The sequence below is a fragment of the Helicobacter cinaedi PAGU611 genome, assembly GCF_000284635.1.
Lineage (GTDB): Bacteria > Campylobacterota > Campylobacteria > Campylobacterales > Helicobacteraceae > Helicobacter_C > Helicobacter_C cinaedi.
Map to the genome: position 1 here is coordinate 1756311 of NC_017761.1, position 19382 is coordinate 1775692.

General features: G+C 39.8%; 22 protein-coding genes and 1 tRNA gene. 7 read left to right on the top strand and 16 right to left on the bottom strand.

Annotated features, from left to right (window positions below):
• Positions 1-220: 220 nt before the first annotated feature.
• Together fur and HCN_RS08905 are read left to right on the top strand one after the other, a co-directional pair.
• Positions 221-676, top strand: a complete 456-nt coding sequence (gene fur, locus HCN_RS08900; protein ID WP_002955698.1) for a ferric iron uptake transcriptional regulator — start codon at positions 221-223, stop codon at positions 674-676.
• A 109-nt stretch (positions 677-785) separates the two neighbouring features.
• Positions 786-861 (top strand) — tRNA-Lys (locus HCN_RS08905).
• A 15-nt stretch (positions 862-876) separates the two neighbouring features.
• On the opposite strand, the gene HCN_RS08910 is transcribed toward HCN_RS08905, so the two are convergent.
• Genes HCN_RS08910 through HCN_RS11500 form a run of 6 tightly spaced genes read right to left on the bottom strand, consistent with a single transcriptional unit; the run spans position 877 to position 5410 of the window.
• On the bottom strand, positions 877-1554 hold the full coding sequence (locus HCN_RS08910) for a hypothetical protein (RefSeq protein WP_014667291.1): 678 nt from the start codon (positions 1552-1554) through the stop codon (positions 877-879).
• 6 nt (positions 1555-1560) lie between these two features.
• Positions 1561-2856: a hypothetical protein gene (locus tag HCN_RS08915; RefSeq protein WP_002955742.1), complete on the bottom strand. Its 1296-nt coding sequence runs from the start codon at positions 2854-2856 to the stop codon at positions 1561-1563.
• 18 nt (positions 2857-2874) lie between these two features.
• Positions 2875-4113, bottom strand: coding sequence for a threonine ammonia-lyase (ilvA, locus tag HCN_RS08920; protein WP_014667292.1), 1239 nt, complete (start codon positions 4111-4113; stop codon positions 2875-2877).
• A gap of 10 nt (positions 4114-4123) precedes the next feature.
• On the bottom strand, positions 4124-5044 hold the full coding sequence (locus HCN_RS08925; RefSeq protein WP_014667293.1) for a DMT family transporter: 921 nt from the start codon (positions 5042-5044) through the stop codon (positions 4124-4126).
• Between the two features lie 60 nt (positions 5045-5104).
• Positions 5105-5242 (bottom strand): hypothetical protein, encoded by a 138-nt coding sequence (locus HCN_RS11495; protein WP_158309892.1) that lies wholly within the window; start codon positions 5240-5242, stop codon positions 5105-5107.
• A 6-nt stretch (positions 5243-5248) separates the two neighbouring features.
• Entirely contained in the window at positions 5249-5410 is a 162-nt protein-coding gene (locus HCN_RS11500; RefSeq protein ID WP_158309893.1) for a hypothetical protein, read from the bottom strand.
• 42 nt (positions 5411-5452) lie between these two features.
• On the opposite strand from HCN_RS11500, the gene flgH reads away from it, so the two are divergent.
• Entirely contained in the window at positions 5453-6166 is a 714-nt protein-coding gene (flgH, locus tag HCN_RS08930; protein ID WP_172580141.1) for a flagellar basal body L-ring protein FlgH, read from the top strand.
• A gap of 98 nt (positions 6167-6264) precedes the next feature.
• Positions 6265-6963: a pseudaminic acid cytidylyltransferase gene (gene pseF / locus HCN_RS08935; protein ID WP_014667295.1), complete on the top strand. Its 699-nt coding sequence runs from the start codon at positions 6265-6267 to the stop codon at positions 6961-6963.
• 53 nt (positions 6964-7016) lie between these two features.
• Here pseF and HCN_RS08940 read toward each other — a convergent pair whose 3' ends face one another.
• A complete protein-coding gene (locus tag HCN_RS08940) occupies positions 7017-7499 on the bottom strand; it encodes a DUF4136 domain-containing protein (protein WP_014667296.1) in 483 nt (160 codons plus the stop codon).
• A gap of 140 nt (positions 7500-7639) precedes the next feature.
• Between HCN_RS08940 and HCN_RS08945 the strand changes: the two genes are divergently transcribed.
• A complete protein-coding gene (locus HCN_RS08945) occupies positions 7640-7846 on the top strand; it encodes a hypothetical protein (RefSeq protein ID WP_002955749.1) in 207 nt (68 codons plus the stop codon).
• 20 nt (positions 7847-7866) lie between these two features.
• Here HCN_RS08945 and miaA read toward each other — a convergent pair whose 3' ends face one another.
• From miaA to HCN_RS08985, 8 genes are all read right to left on the bottom strand, one after another.
• Entirely contained in the window at positions 7867-8868 is a 1002-nt protein-coding gene (gene miaA / locus HCN_RS08950) for a tRNA (adenosine(37)-N6)-dimethylallyltransferase MiaA (protein WP_014667609.1), read from the bottom strand.
• 27 nt (positions 8869-8895) lie between these two features.
• A complete protein-coding gene (locus HCN_RS08955; RefSeq protein ID WP_014667297.1) occupies positions 8896-10053 on the bottom strand; it encodes a pyridoxal-phosphate-dependent aminotransferase family protein in 1158 nt (385 codons plus the stop codon).
• 48 nt (positions 10054-10101) lie between these two features.
• Entirely contained in the window at positions 10102-11121 is a 1020-nt protein-coding gene (gene pseI, locus HCN_RS08960) for a pseudaminic acid synthase (protein ID WP_002955752.1), read from the bottom strand.
• Positions 11118-12680: a UDP-4-amino-4,6-dideoxy-N-acetyl-beta-L-altrosamine N-acetyltransferase gene (gene pseH / locus HCN_RS08965; RefSeq protein ID WP_002955753.1), complete on the bottom strand. Its 1563-nt coding sequence runs from the start codon at positions 12678-12680 to the stop codon at positions 11118-11120. The genes pseI and pseH overlap by 4 nt, the downstream gene beginning before the upstream one ends.
• A 172-nt stretch (positions 12681-12852) precedes the next feature.
• Entirely contained in the window at positions 12853-13257 is a 405-nt protein-coding gene (locus HCN_RS08970; RefSeq protein ID WP_002955755.1) for a hypothetical protein, read from the bottom strand.
• Positions 13258-13266: 9 nt separating this feature from the next.
• Positions 13267-13959, bottom strand: a complete 693-nt coding sequence (locus tag HCN_RS08975; RefSeq protein WP_014667298.1) for a Bax inhibitor-1/YccA family protein — start codon at positions 13957-13959, stop codon at positions 13267-13269.
• 127 nt (positions 13960-14086) lie between these two features.
• A complete protein-coding gene (gene ccoG, locus HCN_RS08980) occupies positions 14087-15463 on the bottom strand; it encodes a cytochrome c oxidase accessory protein CcoG (RefSeq protein WP_014667610.1) in 1377 nt (458 codons plus the stop codon).
• 157 nt (positions 15464-15620) lie between these two features.
• A complete protein-coding gene (locus HCN_RS08985; RefSeq protein ID WP_014667299.1) occupies positions 15621-16622 on the bottom strand; it encodes an alpha-1,2-fucosyltransferase in 1002 nt (333 codons plus the stop codon).
• Between the two features lie 129 nt (positions 16623-16751).
• Here HCN_RS08985 and HCN_RS08990 point away from each other — a divergent pair, with 129 nt between their 5' ends.
• Both HCN_RS08990 and HCN_RS08995 read left to right on the top strand, forming a co-directional pair.
• Positions 16752-18362 carry an ABC-F family ATP-binding cassette domain-containing protein gene (locus HCN_RS08990; RefSeq protein ID WP_014667300.1) on the top strand — a complete coding sequence of 537 codons (1611 nt, stop codon included), beginning with the start codon at positions 16752-16754 and terminating at the stop codon, positions 18360-18362.
• A 2-nt stretch (positions 18363-18364) separates the two neighbouring features.
• A complete protein-coding gene (locus HCN_RS08995; protein WP_014667301.1) occupies positions 18365-19084 on the top strand; it encodes a hypothetical protein in 720 nt (239 codons plus the stop codon).
• A 95-nt stretch (positions 19085-19179) separates the two neighbouring features.
• Here the strand turns inward: HCN_RS08995 and HCN_RS11680 are convergent, their stop codons facing one another.
• Positions 19180-19341 (bottom strand): hypothetical protein, encoded by a 162-nt coding sequence (locus HCN_RS11680; protein WP_002955762.1) that lies wholly within the window; start codon positions 19339-19341, stop codon positions 19180-19182.
• Between the last annotated feature and the right edge of the window lie 41 nt (positions 19342-19382).

The following is a 19382-nucleotide window of genomic DNA, read 5'->3' on the forward strand; positions in this document are numbered from 1 at the left end:
CATAAATTTAATATCAAATTCTTATAAGTATGGATTCAAAATCCCATTCGCTTATCATTTTGTTAAAAAATGCACATTTTGAAACAAAACATACACCCAATCAAATTTAATGAGAAGATTTCTCATTTGCATTTTTACGCATTTTATTGCTATAATGCCAAGCAAAGTAAGAATCTCATCAAACAATATCTTGAGACAAAACCAATCAAGGAGTAATGATATGAATGCCAATCACCGCGTAGAGACATTAGATTCTATCCTTGAGCGACTGCGAAGCTCTATTAAAAAAAATGGCTTGAAAAACTCTAAGCAACGCGAAGAAATCATCTCTGTTTTATATAAAAGCGGCACACACCTAAGCCCAGAAGAAATTACAAACATTATCAAAACAACGGATAAAAATGCAAGTATCTCATCTGTGTATAGAATCTTAAGCTTTCTTGAAAAGGAAAATTTTATTACCGCACTTGAAGCAGATAAAAGTGGCAGACGCTATGAAATAGCCGCAAAGGAGCATCACGACCATATCATTTGCCTTACTTGTGGGGATATTGTGGAGTTTGTTGATGATGAGATTGAACGCTTGCAGCTTGACATTGCCAAACAATTTGGTGCAAAGCTCATTAGCCACGATATGCGACTTTTTGTTAAATGCTCAAAATGTCAGGGGCTGTGAGCCTAGATTCAAACCAAATTCAAAGCTCTGTTTCAAAACTTTAATCAAAAACTAAAATTCATTTTTGTATAATCCCCACTTCCAAAAATTTGGAAGCACTTTTTTATAAGGACGCGTAGCTCAGCTGGTAGAGCAACTGACTCTTAATCAGTGGGTCCAGAGTTCGATCCTCTGCGCGTCCACCATCCTTTCACATTGCTTTAGCACTCCTTAACAATTCCACTTTTTGGCATAACACAAAGACTTTTGGTATATTTGCCCTTTTGTAGTGTGATTTTAAATGGCTGTTGCAAAGGCGTTGGAATCTTGCCGCAATATGGCACACCTAGCCTGTCAAAGTAGATTCTCCCTCCGCCATTTTCCCTGCAAAACCTATCAGATTCTAAAAACATCTGCTCTATTCCAAAATACTCACCCAAACGCACCTCTGCTTGTGCATTATTCTTACATTCCTGTGCGGTATTTGTATTATTATACGCACTCAAGCATTTTCTATCCATATTTTTTAAAATCATATCTCCCGCCATTGGACGACTATCAAAGTTTGTGTTTGTAGCGTGTCGTGGTGTATCCGCATATATGCTATAACTGAAAGTTGTGTAGATTCTGCCTAGATGAAATTGTATCTGCCACATCGCATTGTGATATTGCTGCATTAATGCTAAGGCGTTGCTAGAAGGATAGAATCTTAGCAAATCTCTAGCAGATTCAAGCTGTATCAAAACAACATCATCACTCAAAGCGGCAAGTTGCGTGGCTCTAATATGCGTAGCAAGGCTTTTATATGCACTCTCAAGGCTATGATTTGCCTTGATAGAAGGGAATGAAAAGAGCACAAGCATAAGCGAGAGAGCGATAAGAAATTCAAAAAGCTTCATTGTAGCCTATGGTGTTTTGGGATTTTTAGCTTTATCTATCTGCTTATTTTTATGAGCTTGTGTTGTGCTTAAAGGTTTGCCAGAAGAAGTTGGCACAACCACAAAGCTTGCCACCTTTTTACCCAAATATACAATATCAATCTCATCTACATAGCTTTCATTCAAATCAGTAATAGGCAGCAAATAGGGGTTTTTTTCGCTTTTTATACCATAAAATCGCAATGCCAACTCTAGCCTAGAATCACTCACTTTGATAGATTCTATTCCACGAGATTGAAGCACATTTGCCACATCTTTGCTTATGTAATATGAACTTGCAAAGTGATTTTGCACACCAAAAAGATACAGCACCTTGTTGCCATACAACACCAAACTTTGCATACATAATAATGCAAAAATCACCACAAATCGCCGCACATACACTGCCCTAAAATTTGGCAAACGCACTCTCATATCAGCAAAAAAGTGTCGTATCGCCACAGGCAATGCCACCACACTCATAGGAAATAAGCTCTCCAAATCCACATCTTGCCGCAATGAGAGCAACATCACAAAAAACATAGAAGTCGCGCCAATATCTACAAGGATATTGTTTTGCTTTTTTAACGCATTGACAATCGTGTAAAAATAATACACCAAAAGCAAGGGTGAAAAATACAATGCCATTTTGCCAAGATTCTGCAGAAAATAATTGCGTGGCGAGCCTGAAACATCAAACCCAAATATATACATATTTAATGCAAAAAATACAAGCGTGATAAACATACCAAGCGTATTTTTATTCCTTAATGTATAAAAAAACAAAGCAAAAAATAAAACCGCAAAACTGCCATCTAAAAATACCGCTACAAACATCATCACATAAGGCATTCTCTTAAAACGCATTTGATAATAACAGCACAAAAGCGATACAAAGATGATAAACCCACTCTTTAACACAAGCAAAGCACTCAACATTACCCCGGGCAATAAAGCATACACCAGCACTACAATCAAGCTATCGCGTGGCTTTTTAAGATAAAGTCTTGAGATTCTATACATTAAAAACATATTACCTATATGTAAAAGTATCAAAGGCAAACGCAAAACATAGTCATTCCACCCAAAAGTATCAAGGAAAAACCGCACCACCACAAAAAGTAAATCCTGTGAGTAAAACACCCCTGCAGCTTCCCTATGATGGATACTCAAATCCCCACAAGCAAACAGCAACATTCCAACATTAATTCCTAGAATCAAGCAAAACAGCACATTTGTGCGGAGATTTGAAGTCCTGTATATATCCCACATATCTTTTAGCATAGTCTATCTAAATGCCTTTTAGTTAATCTCATTAAAAAAATATCCATAGTTTTTAAGGCTTTGGCGGATTTGCTCCTTATGCTCTTGCCCCTTTGTTTCTAACGCCATTGTTACCAACGCATCGCCATATTTGAGTATTACTGAAGTCCTATCGTATTCAATCTGCACGATATTTGCCCCAACCTTGCTTAAAATATCCGTTAGCCCCTGCAAACTCCCGGGCTTATCAACCAGCACGACTTCAAGCTTCATCTTGCGATTTGATTTGAGTAAGCCCTTTTCAATAATCACATTGAGCATTGTAATATCAATATTCCCTCCACTTAGCAGCAAAGCAATTTTGTCACTTTGACTAAAACTAAATTTCTTATGTAACACACTCGCTACACTAGCTGCCCCAGCCCCCTCCACGACAAGCTTTTGCTTTTCAAGCAAAAATAAAATCGCATTAGCAATCTCTTCATCATCTACACTTACTATCTCATCTACGCATTGCTGTAATAACGCAAAATTATCCGCATTCACATCACGCACAGCTATCCCATCGGCAATACTCCGCACAGATTCTACTTTTTCAATTTTCCCACTGACAAATGACCTTTTCATCGCGTCCGCTCCACTTGCCACTACGCCAATAACTCGCACGCTAGGCTTTAGTGTCTTTATCACACTGCCAATACCCCCAAGAAGCCCACCTCCGCCAATAGGCACAACCACTACATCTATGTCATTTTTTTCTTCTATTATCTCAAGCCCTATACTTCCTTGCCCAGCAATGACAAGCTCATCGGCAAAAGGGTGGATAAACACCAAATCCCGCTCTTTTGCTATCTGCAATGCCCTTTCAAACGCCTCATCATAGTTATCCCCACAAAGCACCACTTCCGCCCCCAACGCCTTAGTCGCACTCACTTTCAATAATGGTGTAGCCTCAGGCATTACAATCACAGATTGAATCCCAAAATGCCTAGCACTATATGCCACACCTTGAGCGTGATTCCCAGCACTTGCGGCAATCACACCTTGAATCTGCCCTGCCTTATAAGATTCTGCCTTGCTAGATTCCACTAATGAAGCGATTTTATTAAACGCCCCGCGAATCTTAAACGCTCCTGTAAGCTGAAGATTCTCTTTTTTGAGATAAATCTCACCGACAGAGAGCTGTGAAAGCACAGGTGCATAACTTAGCGGAGTATGAGCTATCACGCCCTGTAATCTCTGCCTTGCTTCTAAAACCTTATCATAAATGTGTCGCATTGCTATCCCCTTATTTTTTAGTATTTTTAGCGTGTAGTAACTTTTTCATATCCGCAAGCAATGGAGGCAGCCCAACACCAATGCCAGAGAGTATAATAAGCATTATGCCAAAGCTTGTAGCAAGATTTGGTAAATTATCCCCTAGCAACACACCAAGAATCACGCTAAAAACCAAACGCATATAATCAATAGGTGCGACAATACCAGCAGGAGCGGACATATACGCCTTTGTGAGATAATGCTGCCCTAGTGTCCCAAACAGCCCAAGTAGAATAATATGTAGCCAATCTATCCCTTGTGGCATAGCCCAAGATTCAGCAAAAAGTGGGATTTGAGCCACACTTACAATAAGTGTAATGACACTCATCGCCACGCCTGTGGCAAATACCGGCACCCACGAGCTAAAATAATCCTTTAATGCCCTAAGATTCAAAAATGCCACCGCCATAAATAACGCACTTGAAATACCAAAAATAACATTTTCTAGCCCCATTGCATTAAAATTTGGATTGCAAATCAGCAAGATTCCACAAAAGCCTATAATCGTAGAAAGCACCACGCCTAAATGAAACCTTTCTTTCAAAAACAAGAAAGATAGCACTACCACATATAAGGGCATACTTTGACTAAACGCTGTGGCATTGCCAAGCGAAATAGTCGCAATATTATAAAAAAGTGCCACAAAGCTCAAACCCCCAGCGATTGAGCGGGAGAGCAAAAACACATAGCCGCCCTTTTTATGGCTAGGCTTTTTCATAGGTTTGCTAAAACACAGCGGCAGCAAAAACAACACCATTAAAAATGAGCGGAAAAATGCCACTTCCATAGATGGTAGTGTGAGAGATAGAATCTTAGCCTCCGCACCCATTAACGCAAAAAGCAAAGATGAAAACAGCATAGCCAAAATACCCTGTGTGAGATTTGCACTCATATAATCGCTCTCCTTTAAATGTGGCATTATAGCAGTTTAGATTCTTAAAAGCCTAGAATCTCAAATAGATTCTACCACCTTATCATACTCAACACAGCAAGTATCTCTATTTTTTAGAATCTTTGAGTGCTTCTTATTTTTTTCTTTAAGGGGGAGGGGGTTTGAATTTGCGTAAAATGGGTTTGACTTCGTCTGCATGCGAAATCACCCCTCCCCCTTAAAAATCCCCCACCCGATGACGCTTTCAAGGTTATGCTTCGCACTTACATTGATTTTATGTGTGGCAAAGTCGTGCTTTGCCACTACTTGAGTTTCTACAAATGCAGATTCTATTTTTAGGAATACCCTTTGCTTAAAATACCGCAAAGACACTACAAAGGATTGTAAATGCTTACACGAAGTTTAGGAATGTCGCTCCTTGGAATCTTAATACTTTCCATCGCCCTTTTTTCAAATAAAGCCTTAGCCTTTGAGCCTAGCATTGACTTTAACGCCCCAGATTGGGTAGAAGAGCGAGAATCTGCGGATAATGATGTCCCAGAATTGCCCCGTGCTGGAAGCCTTTTTGGCAGTGGGGATAGACCGCTATTTTCTGATAGACGTGCGATGAAGCCAGATGATCTTATTACGATTGTGATTAATGAAAATGCTAACGCCAACTTCACTACAAACAAAAACTACAATGGCGCAAGTGGCGGGAATGTAACACCCCCAGCCATTGAATACACAGGCAATAACGAAGAGCAAAAGCAAATAGTCCAAGAGCTTAACGACCAAGCCGCCTACAATCTCACAAAGGCAAATAACACTTCAAACTTCCAAGGTGGAGGCACACAAACGCGTAATGAAGCCCTAAATGCCACACTCACAGCAAGAATCATCAAAGTTTTAGATAATAATACCTACTTTATCCACGGCAGACGCGAAGTGCTAGTTGATGGCGAAAAGCAGATTCTAGAATTAAGCGGTGTGGTGCGATCATTTGACATAAGCAAAGATAATGTCGTGCAAAGCAAACACATCGCTAATGCCAAAATCGCCTACACATCAGCAGGACCCATTAGCGATACCAATCGCAAAAAGCCCATTAGCGATGGCATAGAATCGCTCTATCCATTTTGAGTAAGGCATTCTAAGCGGAGCGAAGCCCTGTTAGAATCTAAGCTTTAAAATCTTATCCCTTTTTCACAAGGGCAATAAAAAAAGCAAAGGTAACCAAAGTGAGAAAAATCGCCCTTGTCCCCGCACGAGGCGGGAGTAAAAGAATCCCAAATAAAAATATCAAAGATTTTTGTGGCAAACCTATCATCGCCTACCCCATAGCCACTGCATTAGAATCTAAGCTTTTTGATGAAGTCATTGTCAGCACAGATTCTCACATTATCGCCCAAACCGCCCTTGATTATGGAGCAAAAGTCCCCTTTATGCGTCCAACGCATTTAAGCGATGACTTCACACCAACTGCTGATGTGGCAAATCACGCCATAGATATGCTAAATCTTAGCCAAGATGACCTGCTTTGTGTCATCTACCCTACCGCTCCATTGCTAAGTGCTAAGAGTCTGAATCTAGGCTATCTTGCCTTACAAGATTCTGCCTATCTTTTTAGCTTCTCTGCTGTGGCGTATGACTACACGCCATATCGTAGCTTTTGCTTTAAAAATGGCGAGATTGCTATGCTTTTTCCCGCTCATTATGCTAAACGCTCCCAAGACTTAGAGCAAGTCTATCACGATGCGGGGCAGTTCTACTTTGGCAGAGTGGGGGCGTGGCAGGAAGCCCTGCCTATCTTTGCCCCGCATTCTTATGCTATTATCCTAAAAAACTACCAAGTCCAAGACATTGACACGCCAGATGATTGGCAAATGGCGGAGATAAAGTATAAGTTGCAGGAAAGTTTAAATGATAAAAGAGTTTAGAATCTAATCAATTTACTTAATAAAACATCAAAAACCAAATAAAATTATAAACTTTAAAAATCTTTAAGACATCGTTCTATGGCTTGACGCACATCATCAGCTTCAGTATCCCCCTGCCCCTCTGCACTACAAGTAAAAACTAAATCGTGTGTTTTTGAATCTAACATTTGAATAGTAACGCTCAAAGTATATCCTCCTAGCCCTCCCAATACATTTCGCTTATCACCCTGCCCATACTGAACAAGAAGTGTCGGTTTGTCATTAGGACTACTTAAAATAACAAAGCCTTTTTTCATTAAGATTCCAGAAATCACATCTGCAGGTTTTATACTTTTTGAACTAGAAGCACCAAAACCTCCACCTGTGCCATACCCCATATAAACAGCTCCACTTCCTGAAGTCAATGTTTGTGTTTGTCCCACAATGGCATACCTATACATACTTGTATCTTGCAATTTATTTACCTGTGTTGGCTTTAAAATCGCACAGCCATTTATAATAAAAACCAAGAGTCCAGTAATAAATACTTTTTTCATTTTTTCCCCTTGTTTTGAAAATTAAAAATGCAACTATACGATATATTTTCTTAATTTTTATATATAAACGATTTATTGTCATAGTTAGCTTTAAAGAGAGTTTTAACTTAAATGCCAAAAATATTAAAAGGCAAAGCATAATGAAATACACTCAAAGAGACAAAGCTAGAATCTTGCGTATCACGACACGCACATTGCAGCGGTGGAGAACGACAAAGCCAGAATTATATGCGATTATAGAAGCAGGATTTAAAATGCGTGAGAATCTCGCTCAACAGGAGCTATATCACAAGGAGATTTTAGAGCTTATTAAGTCCATAGACCCAAACTCCACGCATTCAGCCTAAAGCTTACACTTTCAGCAAAGCTAAAGCCTTTTATAAATCTCTTGTTGTAAATCTTGTTTTGGTAAAAGTGTGATTGTGGGGAATTGTGTGCGGTTAAAGGTAGCTTGGCGTTTGGCTAATTGACAAGTATGAAAAAACAGCTCTTGTTTTAGAGATTCAAGGCTTGTAAGTTTGCCTTGTAAAAATGCTAAACATTCCTTTGGACCGATAGCGTTTAAAGGCGGTATGCCCTCCCCATAAGATTCTACAATCTCTTTTATCTCTTCCACAATGCCTTGCTCTATCATCTTTTGACTTCGCTTTAAAATATCAGCCCTCAATTCATCTCTTGGCTTATCTAGGGCAAAAATCTCTAAAGGCAGGGGAAAAGGCGTAGGCTTATGCGTGGCAAAATACTCGCTAGGCTTTAATTGCGTGGCTTTGTAGAGGCTTAGGGCTTTGTGGATTCTGTATGTATCTTGCGGGGCGATTTTTTGAGCGTAATCCATATCAATGGAACATAAAAAGGCATAGCACTCCTGCAAACTTCCTAGAGATTCTATCCACTTTTCATAGCATTGCAAGTCTGGCATAGGGCTTAAGCCTTCTATAATGCTTTTTAGAAAAAAGCTACTGCCCCCAACGATAAGCAAGGGCGTATCGGGCTTAAGATGAAGCACACATTCGCATAAAAGTGTAAAAAAAAGCATAGCATTGCTTTTTTCACTTGGGCTTAAAATATCTAACGCGTGGTAACGCACCTGCGTTTTTTCCAAAGGCGTGGGCTTGGCGGAAGCTATATCAAAGCCTTTATAAATCCCTAAAGAATCAAGGCTAAAAATCTCACAGCCCTTTTGCAAGGCTATCTCGTGAGCAAGGGCAGTTTTACCACTCCCACTTGAGCCAAGGATAGCGATGATTTTAGGCTTAGAATCTAAGGCTTTATTTGTAAGAGCCTGCAAAGCCTTACTAAAGCGTGAATGCAAAGATTCTGTATTTTGCATAGAATCTTTGGTGATAGAATCGTGCGTATTTTGTGGCACTTTTTAAATCTCTTATTTTTGTAAGGGCTAGGCTTTTAACGCATAATAAGATTTTAAAAATACCTTATTTGCTTCACCTGTAAAGTCCCGTAATCCAAGTCTCTGCAAGGCAAGTTCAAAGGCATTGACTACCCACAAACTTTGGGATAGCGGGATAAGCCCCATTTGATTAATCCGCACAATGCTTGTCTTTAGCCTATCCTGCCCCCCTGCGACATTAAGATTAAACTCTGTCTTTAGCACTTTGCGTAAATTCGCCGCATTTGTCTCATCATAAATGGTATTCATCGCTAGGGCTGGGGATTTGGGGTAGATTTTTAGCCCGATAGATTCTAGGGCTTTTTGCGTTGATAGGCTTCTAGCCTTTGTATCTTTATAGATTTGCTCCATTCCTTTACTTTGTCCGCCATTTTGCGATTCATTTTGGGACACAAGCTCAAAATACTTCGCAAGTCCGGTGATAATTGTCGTTGGAGCAGTCCAAGCGGTGGTGTTTTTGACTTGATTTTTTAGCTCGGTTTTGAGATTAAAATAAAAGCCCACATCGCGTTCTTCAATCTTTTGTATCGCTTGAGATGATAGCCCAATAATGCTTAAGCCCGGTGGCAGCATAAACGCCTTTTGTGAGCCGCCAATAAGGGCGTCAATATGACTTGTATCAATGGCTTCAACGCCCATTGCCGTAATGGCATCAACCACCACAATAATATTTGGATTATACTCCTTAATCGCCTTAGTTATGGCTTCTGCTGGGTGTCGCAACCCCCCTGCAGATTCACACATCTGCATACAAAAGCAGTCAATATCCTTATCATTTTGCAAAATCTCAAGCACAGATTCCACACTCGCTGGGGTATCCCACTCATTTATAATCTCTGTATATGGAATCTTATGAGCCTTGGCGATTTTGCCAAAGCGTTCGCCAAACTTCCCGCTATTGACACTTAGCATTTTTTTAGCACTAAAAGTCAGCACACAAGCTTCCATAGCCCCACTGCCGCTACTTGCAAGCATTAAAACTTCTTTCATTCCTAAAAGCTCTAAAAGCCCCTCCCTAGCTTTAGCAAAAATGCTTTCAAACTCTGGGGTTCTGTGGTGGAGTGTAGGCTCACTCATCGCCTGACGCAAAGATTCTGGCACGGGGGTAGGACCGGGCGTAAAAAGTAATGGAGTAGATGGCAACATAGGCTTCCTTTTAACTTTGGATTTGAAATGGTGATTATACCCTTAAAGTTATAATTTATGCTTTATGAGTGGTGTGGCAGCTTTGTAATCACGCTCTGCCTTTGTGTTTAGAATCTGTGAAAAATACCGCGGGTGCATTCCGCCATTGGGACGCAAGATCGCAATATTTTCCTTTGTGAAACGCTCCCCCTTAGCAATATCTTTTGTAACCCAAATGCTTCTAGCAAAGATTCTGCGTTTTTTAAGCCTGTTTTTATCAATGCTCGGTTGCTTTTTGCCAAGGGCTAGGGCAGTGTTGCGGACTTGCCTTGCCATCGCACCAAACTCATCTTTATCCATACTAAAGGCACTATCCACGCCTCCTAAGGACTTATCAAGGATAAAATGCTTCTCAATCATACACGCCCCAAGGCTCGTAGCGATAATGGGGCAGAGACTGCCAAGCGTATGATCTGAAAGTCCAACTTTAATATTGTATTTTTTATATCTTTGCTTTAAGCCTAGCATTGCTTTGATATTTGCAGATTCCAAAGGTGCTGGATACTCACTCACACAATGCAAAAGCGTAATATCCTTGCTCCCATATTTATGGCAAAGTGCAAGGGCAGATTCAATCTCTTTGTGCGTGGCAATGCCGGTGGAAAAAATAATAGGCTTTTTAGTCTTAGCAATCGCAGCAATCAGCTCATAGTGCATAATCTCAAAGCTTGCAACCTTATACATAGGGCATTGCAAAGATTCTAAAAGCTTCACGCCCTCCACAGAAAAAGGTGAGCTAAATACGATTAGTCCTAAACTTCGTGCAAGTGAAAAAAGCTCTTTATGCCATTCCCACGGCGTTTGGGCTTTTTTATACAAATCATACAGATAGGTATTATCCCACAATGTCCCGCCGCTAATGGCAAAGGGCGGATTCTTAGAATCTAGCGTTAGGCAGGAGGGCGTGTAGGTTTGTAGCTTCACACCATCAGCTCCACTTTTAGCAATGGCATAAATAGAATCTTTAGCAATTTGCAAGTCTTGCTGATGATTAGCACTTAGCTCGGCGATGATAAGTGGGGGCTTCATACACGCTCCTTATACATTAAGATGACATTGTGATATATGCTTTGTGAATCTTTTATCTCGCGTATAAAATCGTGCAAAATCCCCTCTTTTGTATAGCCCATTTTTTCATAAAATGCTATGGCTTGGGTATTGTGCTGTAATACTTCAAGGTGCAAGGTGTGTAAACCTAGCTCATTAAAAGCATAAGATTCTAAAAACTTTAGAATCTTAGCCCCCTTGCGTGAAATGCTAGAATCTACATTTTTATAGATTCCAATAAAGGCGTGGCGATGGGTGAGATTTATCCTTGTGAGTGAGCCTACGCCGATATACTCATCATTTTCCTGCAAGAGCCAATATCGCTTTGTATTATCATTTGCAAGGTTTGCTAGAAACGCGGTGTGAGATTCTGGGCTAATAAAAGTGGCATACATCCATTTAGCGATGTCTGGGTGATTTCGCATTTGCAAGATGGCTTGAGATTGCGTAGGATTAAGCTTTGGAAAAGGCAGGGCTTGAATCTTAGCTGTTTCATTTTGAGCTGTGCTGTGGGGGGTGGCTAGGTTTTGAATTAAGCTTAAAAGGGCAGATTCTAGCTTTGAGCCAAGATTTAGATTTTGAAGATTTTGCTTTAGAATCTTAGGGGGATTCTCCTGCCAAGAGAAAAGCGTTTCAAGGGCAGATGGCAAATCTTTTGCGTGATAAATCACGCCTTTTTTCTGCCATTGCTCTATATGAAAGGCTTGATTTTGTGCAGTTTGTAAAATGACACTAGGGATTTTAAGCCTTAATAATTCAAGCATACTGCCACCCCCTGCACTTAAGGCATAATCGCAAGTTAGGGCTAAGTGTAAAAACTCGCTAGGTGTGAGATTGTGATACATACTAATGAAATTTTCAAGGGGCTTTGGAATGGCGATTTTATGGGGATAGCCACCGCCTAGCACGAGATGAAAATGACACTGCCCCACAGGCACACTCATAAGTAAATCAGCGAGTAAATCAATAAATCTTTGGGAGAGATTACTCAAATCTACACCGCCAAAATTCACGAAGATTTGCTTATTTTGATTGTGGGCTGTGGGCTTGGAATCTTGTGCAGATTCTAATGGTTTAGATTCTATATGTTGGGGCAAAATCATATATTCTTCCCCACACCACAAGTGAGAATACCCCTTAAAATACGACTTAGAATCTGGCGTGGGATTGAGAATATAGCAATCCTTTGGATAGACATCACGCAGGGTATCATCAAGGCAGATGAGTGCCTTGCTGTGCTGAATTAAACGATGATAGAACCACTCTTGTGCCTCATAGCTATCCACAATGGCAAGTTCAAGCATTTCAGGCTGGGTGGATAGCCACTCATAGTTTTTACACTCAAGCTCAATATGTGAAAGTGTGGAATCTAGCAGAGTATTTAGAGATGGCGGGGTGTAATCGCCGCGATTATGCAAAGTAATGGCGTGGATATAAGGGAGCTTTGTCAATTTTACAAATATGGCGATGAGTTTTAAAGAGCGGTAGAAATGCCCTAGCCCATAGCCCTCCCCACTCTCGCAAAAAATATCAATACGCATTTTATACCTTTTAGTTTTTACAATGGATTTTACGGAGTGGGTAGCAAAGTTAATTCCATAATTCATTCCAAAATTATATAGGGCTAGAATCTAGCTAGATTCTAAGGCGTGGAGCTGACTTTAAGATTTTGGTATTGATGAATTTGTGTGGCTTGTGGGGATTGAGCGTATTTTATAGGGCAGAGTTGCAGTAGGCTTGGAAATATTGTTTTTCAATGTCATAAAGCTCATAGCGAATCTGCTTAAAAGTGTGAGTGTCGCCTAGATGTGGAGCAAGTTTGGCATATTCCTCCAAAACACGAGCGGATTCTTGAGTGCGTTTAAAATTAGCCATAACAAGGGCGTTGAGATTTTCTCTTAACAGCTCATCTTTGCTACTTTGTTTTGCTACATCGCCTTGAATATCTCTATAATCAAGTAAGTTTAGTGAAGCAGAAGATTTAAGTTTATGTCGCAGTGTTTTGCATAAGGAAGAGAGTGTTTTATCATTATGAAAGTAGCGGAGCGTATCCTCTATGACGCGGATACCCTCCCTTAAGCGATTGAGATTAGCATCTATAACTCTGCCAATCTCCATTTATTCCCCTTAATCTCTGTTTGATAAACCGATAAGGGCAAGTAGATTCATAAAAATATTATAGAAATCAAGATACAAGCTAATTGCCGCATCTACGGGACTTGTGTAAAGCCCACGGATAATATTTTGTGTATCATACGCCACATACATACTAAAGAGAATAACCGCCGCACTTGAAATCAACACTTGAAACATAGAGCTTCCAAGAAACAGATTCACAAGCGAGCAAACAAATACAACAATCAAAGTGATAAAAAGCATTTTGCCCATACTTGCCAAGTCTTTGCGTGTCCTAATACCAAAGATACTCATCACGCCAAAGACAATTGTCGTCATTGCAAATGCCATAGCCACAGCTCCAGCTCCTGCCTTTGCCGCTACCATAGCCACAAGCGGAGTAGCCACCAAACCTGTGAGTGTTGTAAAGATAAAGAGCATTGCGATATTAAGTCCGGGCTTTGAGCGAGAAAACATAAGCCCAAAGAGTGCTGCAATCTCAGCCACAAACAGAAGCATACGATTTTCAAAAACAAGCTGAAGATTGTAAAAGCCAATCATCGCACCAATAAAGGCAAAAAACAAACTTGCCCCAAAGAAAATATAAGTCGTTTTGACAAATTTCACAAGAGCAGTATCCTGTGCCGCTGCATATTCCGCAGTTGCATTGACATTGTTTGTATAATTTCTATCATAAAGTCCCATTTTTATCTCCTTTTTTTAAGATAGAGTGGAATGATACCACATTTTGCTAACAAGGCAAAATTCTCCATTATTACAAAATTGCCACAAGCCCATATTTGCTTAAGAATGGGCTTTGAGAAGCAAGATTCTAATCTTTAAAGAGCTTAGAATCTGGATAGACAAACTTTGTAGGACGCTCAACTTGAATACTTTCTTTTGCGTCTGTGGCATACGCACGGATAGTAATATCATAATTCCCCTGCCCTAGATTCTCTCTTGTGCGGATTGTAACTATCTGCTTGACTTTCTTTCCAGCCTTGACATTAAAGGGAGCTTTTGGCGAGATAATCTCTAAGGACTTAGCAATATCTCCGCCCTTGTTATCAAGGATTTCAAAATACATTTGGTGATCAGCAGAATCCGTGTTGTGGAAAAGCATTGTGTAGTGATTATCCACAATGTGATTCTTTTTAATCTCATACAGCTCGGTGGTGCGGTTAATATCAAGGAGCATACTCTCCTTTTTGCTACCTACAAAAAGTAATAGCACAAACACAAGGGCTAAAATCACCATATAGCCGATAGTTTTAAACCTAAACACACGCACTTTGCCATTATTATCTAGCGAGGCAGAGGACTTCCACATCACAAGTGAAGGGCGATTAAGCTTACTCATCACAGATTCACACGCATCGGCACATTCAAGGCAGTTAATACACTCTAGCTGCATACCTTTTCTAATATCAATATGCGTTGGACACACACGCACACACGCATTACAATTGGTGCATTCATTGTTTGGATCTTGCTTTTTAGGTGCGAGTTCAAACTTCATTCCCTTTGTGTCATACACCGCCCCACCGCGTTTATAGTCATACACCGCCGTAATCGTGTCATCATCAAAAAGCACACTTTGAATCCGGCAATACGGACACATATAAATACAAAAATTTTCCTGTATAAAAGCAATATCAAGAATGAAAAATAGCCCAAAGCCTAGCCAAAAACCAAGTAAGATTCTATGACTTAGTGGATCGCTCATATAGGCGAAAAAATCACTCGGAGGTGTAAAAAAGAACATCAAATTCGCTGCTGCCACAAGGCAAAGCACGGAGATAATGAGAAATGCCAACACCGCCTTTATCTTTGCCCCAAAAGTGCTTAAGTCCATTTTTTCTTGCTTATTTGAGATTCTTTTTCGCAAACCTAGAATCTTTGTCTGCAACAAATCCCTATATAAAATGCGGAAAATCGTCTGCGGACACGCCCAGCCACACCATATACGCCCCGCAAGTGTCGTCATAAAAAAGATTCCCACAAACATAAGAATAAGCAAAAACGGCATTAAATACAGCTCCTGCATATCAAACACAACGCCCATCAAATGAAGCTGTTTGTGATCAAATGAGAGTAAAAAAAGCTGATTACCATTGATTTGTATAAAAGGAAACACCAAAAGTGCCAAAGTTGCTATCGCATAGACAATGTAACGCTTTTTGCGGTAAGAGTGAGTGTTGTTTTGCATACTATCCTCCTTATGAAACACACCTTATTTGTTGAAGTTTGCATTGTATAACTTTTTTGACTTAAATTAAATTAAAAGCAACATTTTTTTGTAAATTCTCTTAAGAAATTGAAGAAACAAGCTTTTACATTAAAATCTTTAGACTTAATAATATTGTTTAGTTAGCCAACTCCACACTTCCCCATATATGATCAACAAGAAACCAATTCTTTAGGGCTAAAAATTGTTTTGGTAAAAATCGCGATGAATCATTTAAATATTCCTTTGGCATAATGACTATTTTATCTGGATTCTCTATAAGATATGCCGCCCACCAGCTAAATGTTGAATTAGCAATAATAGCGTGCTGACAAGATCGCATAAGCTCCATTTCTTCAACAGCATTTCCCTCTGTATTGCCCTCTATGAAATCTATCGTGCAGCCACTAAAATCCACATACCGCATTAAATATTCTTTACACCAACACATATCATTACTGAAAACAAAAATGTGTGGGTTTGTGATTTTTGATTTGAGAATCTCTAAGGCTTTTTGATAGTATGTTACACCAAGCACAACATAAAGCCCTTCGCTTTGCAGGTAATCCCCTCTTCTTATATGTAAAAATACACTTTTATCCGTGTTTTGGATTTGTTTTTTAAGCATAGCATTGTCGTAGCGAAGTGGAATTTTTAATCTAAAATCATCTTTAAGCAGAGCATACACATCATTACTATACACAAAGGACATATTTATACCATACGGAAAAGCGTAGGGTTTAAACGAACTCTCTCTATAATGCTTCATTATGCGATCATTAACTACCCCCTCCTCACCCCAAACAATATGTGCATAAAACTCATAAAAAGGTCTATAACTCGCCCTCCTCCTAATTAGCCTAATTGCCTTGTAGCGTAGTCTATTGTAAATGAATTTAAAAGGAAACAACACATCGTGTCTAGTGAGGTATTTTGCAATTTGAGTAGAATCTTGGCATAAAGGAATACTGAGATTAAAATGCTCAATCTCTAAAAGGCGAATATTTTCACCCCCCCCCCCAGCAACGGAATCATACTCTATTGCACCAAGCAAAACATCATATCCCTTTTGTTGCATAGCCTTAGCAAAAGCATAGTGAAACATTTGATTTCCTAAACCGCCTTCAACCATCACAAGCATTCAAGCCTCCTTAGTTTTTTTGTTGTCATTGATCCGCTGAATCAGGGCAAAAGTATAACTTGCATTATAAAACAATCTGCTATTTTATGCTAGAATCCACGCCATTATTCACAATCACAAGGACACACAATGCTACAAACAATCAATCTTTCAATGCGTTATGCGACAAAAAAGCTCTTTGAAAATGTCAATATCAAGCTAGATTCTGGCAAACGTTATGGGCTTATCGGGGCAAATGGTGCGGGGAAATCCACATTTTTAAAAATCCTAAGTGGGCAGTATGAGGCAAGCAGCGGCGAAGTGGTGATAGAAAAGGGCTTAAAAATGGGCGTTTTGGGGCAGGATCAATACGCTTTTGAAGATCTTAGTCTAAAAGATGCGGTGCTACTAGGCAATAAGCGATTATATGAAGCCATAAAACGCAAGGAATATCTCTATGAAAATGGCGATTTAAGCGATGACACAATCAATGCCGAGCTAGGTGAGCTAGAGATGATTTGTGCTGAAGAAGATCCAATGTATGAATGCGAAGTGGTGATTGAAAAGATTTTAGAAGATCTAGGCTTTGAATCTAGCACACATAATGAATTGATGAAAACCCTAACCGGTGGCGATAAGTTTAAGATTCTACTCGCACAAGTGCTATTCCCCAAGCCTGATATTTTGCTCCTAGATGAGCCTACAAACAACCTTGACTTACACTCTATATCGTGGCTTGAAGAGAATCTCAAACGCCACGAAGGAACGCTTGTCGTCATCAGCCACGATAGACATTTTTTAAACAGCGTTTGCACGCATATTTTGGATATGGATTTTGGCTCTGTGCGGGAGTTTAGCGGGAATTATGATGATTGGTATATCGCCTCTACTTTGATAGCTAAACAGCAGGAAATGGAGCGAAACAAAAAGCTTAAAGAAAAAGAGGAGCTAGAATCCTTTATCGCGCGTTTTTCTGCTAATGCGAGCAAAGCCCGCCAAGCCACAAGCCGCCAAAAGCAGCTAGAAAAGCTAAATATTGAATCCTTAGCGGTTAGCTCTAGGCGAGATCCTAGCATAGTCTTTAAACCCAATCGCACCATTGGCAACGAAGCCCTAGAATGTGAAAATATCTCAAAAAGCTATGAGGATCTCTGCGTGCTAAACAATGTGAGTTTGAAAATCTTGCCCGGGGATAAAATCGCTATCATCGGTGCAAATGGCGTGGGCAAAAGCACTTTGTGTAAGATTCTAGTTGAAGAGCTAAAAGCGGATTCTGGCGTTGTCAAGTGGGGGGCGACTACGCAAAGAGGCTACTTCCCACAAAATGTGAGCGAAGAGATAAGTGGGGAAGAGAGCTTGTATGAGTGGCTAAGGGGCTTTGATAAGAAAAAAGAGAGTGGCGAGATACGCAACGCACTAGGGCGAATGCTCTTTAGCGGAGAGGAACAAGAAAAGTCCATAAACGCCCTAAGCGGTGGGGAAAAGCACAGAATGGTGCTAAGCAAACTTATGCTAGAAGGGGGGAATTTCTTAGTCCTTGATGAGCCTACAAACCACCTTGATTTAGAATCCATTATCGCGCTTGGCGAGGCGTTGTATAAATTTAGCGGAAATGTGATTTGTGTAAGCCACGATAGGGAGCTGATTGATGCTTATGCCAATAGAATCATTGAGCTAAAAGCGGATTCTAGCGGCGGTGGAGCAGAAATCATAGACTTCCGCGGGAGTTATGAGGAGTATTTAGAATCTAAAGGGGAATGATAATGAGTGGATACAAAAGCACAATGAAAGGGCTTTATGACAGGATTTTAGGAATATACAATCGCAATAAATACGAAAACTACCGAGAGCAAGAAAAGGTGATTGAAAATATTTTTAGTGAAAATGGAGTTTTTGCTAAATTGGGGCGAGAAAACTTACAGCAAATTGTGCTACTAAAGGTTTCTGTGTTAGATAGCTTTTATAGCACAAATCTTGCGAAATTTGGAATCTATGAAGTCGCAAAACACATTACCGAGCTAGAGCAAAAAGATCAAATCCACCAAAAAATACGCAACGCCAACCCACAAAATTACAATGAATTAAAGGATATTGTTAAACAAATTGCAGAATGTAAAAGAAAAGATGATAAGAAAAAAGTCTTTTACTCCTTTGCGACAAAATATTGCTTCCACCACAATCAAAACGCCTTTAGAATCTATGATAGCTTTGTGCGTGAAGTGTTGGTATTTTTTAACAATGGCAAAAGTGATACAAGCAATAAGTTTGCGGATATACCTAGTGAGCTAGTAGGCACAAATTTTTATGGAAAAAAGCTCACAAACAAAGAGCTTAAGGACTATGATACATACGATACATTTCTCCAAGCTATTGATGAGTTTGCCAAACACTATGGACTTGAAAATAAAGACGCACAAGATCGCAGAAAATTAGATCATTTTTTGTGGATTCTAGGGAAAGAAAAGAGCGAAGCGGAGCAATAATTGATTAGAAAAATAGCTTTTATAAAAGTGGATTCTACCCTTAAAGCCTTTTGAGCTTTAGGGCTAGTAGATCAAGGTAGGCAGATTCCTAGAATCTACTTTTTGTTGTGCTGATTTGGGTTAAGCTGCTTACCCCTGTTGCCTTGATTTTGGTCGTATTGGCGATTTGTGCCACTTGTGCCTTTGTTGGGATTTTGCATATTAGCACTATTGTCCTTTGGTGTAACTTTGCCTTGATTAGAATTAGCCTGTGCCATTTTGACTCCTTTAAAAAAATAAAATAGCATTATGCGAAAAA

Coding starts and splice junctions, on each gene's coding strand:
- fur (WP_002955698.1), top strand. CDS start 221: ATGAATGCCAATCACCGCGTAGAGACATTAGATTCTATCCTTGAGCGA.
- HCN_RS08910 (WP_014667291.1), bottom strand. CDS start 1,554: ATGAAGCTTTTTGAATTTCTTATCGCTCTCTCGCTTATGCTTGTGCTC.
- HCN_RS08915 (WP_002955742.1), bottom strand. CDS start 2,856: ATGCTAAAAGATATGTGGGATATATACAGGACTTCAAATCTCCGCACA.
- ilvA (WP_014667292.1), bottom strand. CDS start 4,113: ATGCGACACATTTATGATAAGGTTTTAGAAGCAAGGCAGAGATTACAG.
- HCN_RS08925 (WP_014667293.1), bottom strand. CDS start 5,044: ATGAGTGCAAATCTCACACAGGGTATTTTGGCTATGCTGTTTTCATCT.
- HCN_RS11495 (WP_158309892.1), bottom strand. CDS start 5,242: ATGCAGACGAAGTCAAACCCATTTTACGCAAATTCAAACCCCCTCCCC.
- flgH (WP_172580141.1), top strand. CDS start 5,453: ATGTCGCTCCTTGGAATCTTAATACTTTCCATCGCCCTTTTTTCAAAT.
- HCN_RS08940 (WP_014667296.1), bottom strand. CDS start 7,499: ATGAAAAAAGTATTTATTACTGGACTCTTGGTTTTTATTATAAATGGC.
- HCN_RS08945 (WP_002955749.1), top strand. CDS start 7,640: ATGAAATACACTCAAAGAGACAAAGCTAGAATCTTGCGTATCACGACA.
- HCN_RS08955 (WP_014667297.1), bottom strand. CDS start 10,053: ATGTTGCCATCTACTCCATTACTTTTTACGCCCGGTCCTACCCCCGTG.
- pseI (WP_002955752.1), bottom strand. CDS start 11,121: ATGAAGCCCCCACTTATCATCGCCGAGCTAAGTGCTAATCATCAGCAA.
- pseH (WP_002955753.1), bottom strand. CDS start 12,680: ATGCGTATTGATATTTTTTGCGAGAGTGGGGAGGGCTATGGGCTAGGG.
- HCN_RS08970 (WP_002955755.1), bottom strand. CDS start 13,257: ATGGAGATTGGCAGAGTTATAGATGCTAATCTCAATCGCTTAAGGGAG.
- HCN_RS08975 (WP_014667298.1), bottom strand. CDS start 13,959: ATGGGACTTTATGATAGAAATTATACAAACAATGTCAATGCAACTGCG.
- ccoG (WP_014667610.1), bottom strand. CDS start 15,463: ATGCAAAACAACACTCACTCTTACCGCAAAAAGCGTTACATTGTCTAT.
- HCN_RS08985 (WP_014667299.1), bottom strand. CDS start 16,622: ATGCTTGTGATGGTTGAAGGCGGTTTAGGAAATCAAATGTTTCACTAT.
- HCN_RS08990 (WP_014667300.1), top strand. CDS start 16,752: ATGCTACAAACAATCAATCTTTCAATGCGTTATGCGACAAAAAAGCTC.
- HCN_RS08995 (WP_014667301.1), top strand. CDS start 18,365: ATGAGTGGATACAAAAGCACAATGAAAGGGCTTTATGACAGGATTTTA.
- HCN_RS11680 (WP_002955762.1), bottom strand. CDS start 19,341: ATGGCACAGGCTAATTCTAATCAAGGCAAAGTTACACCAAAGGACAAT.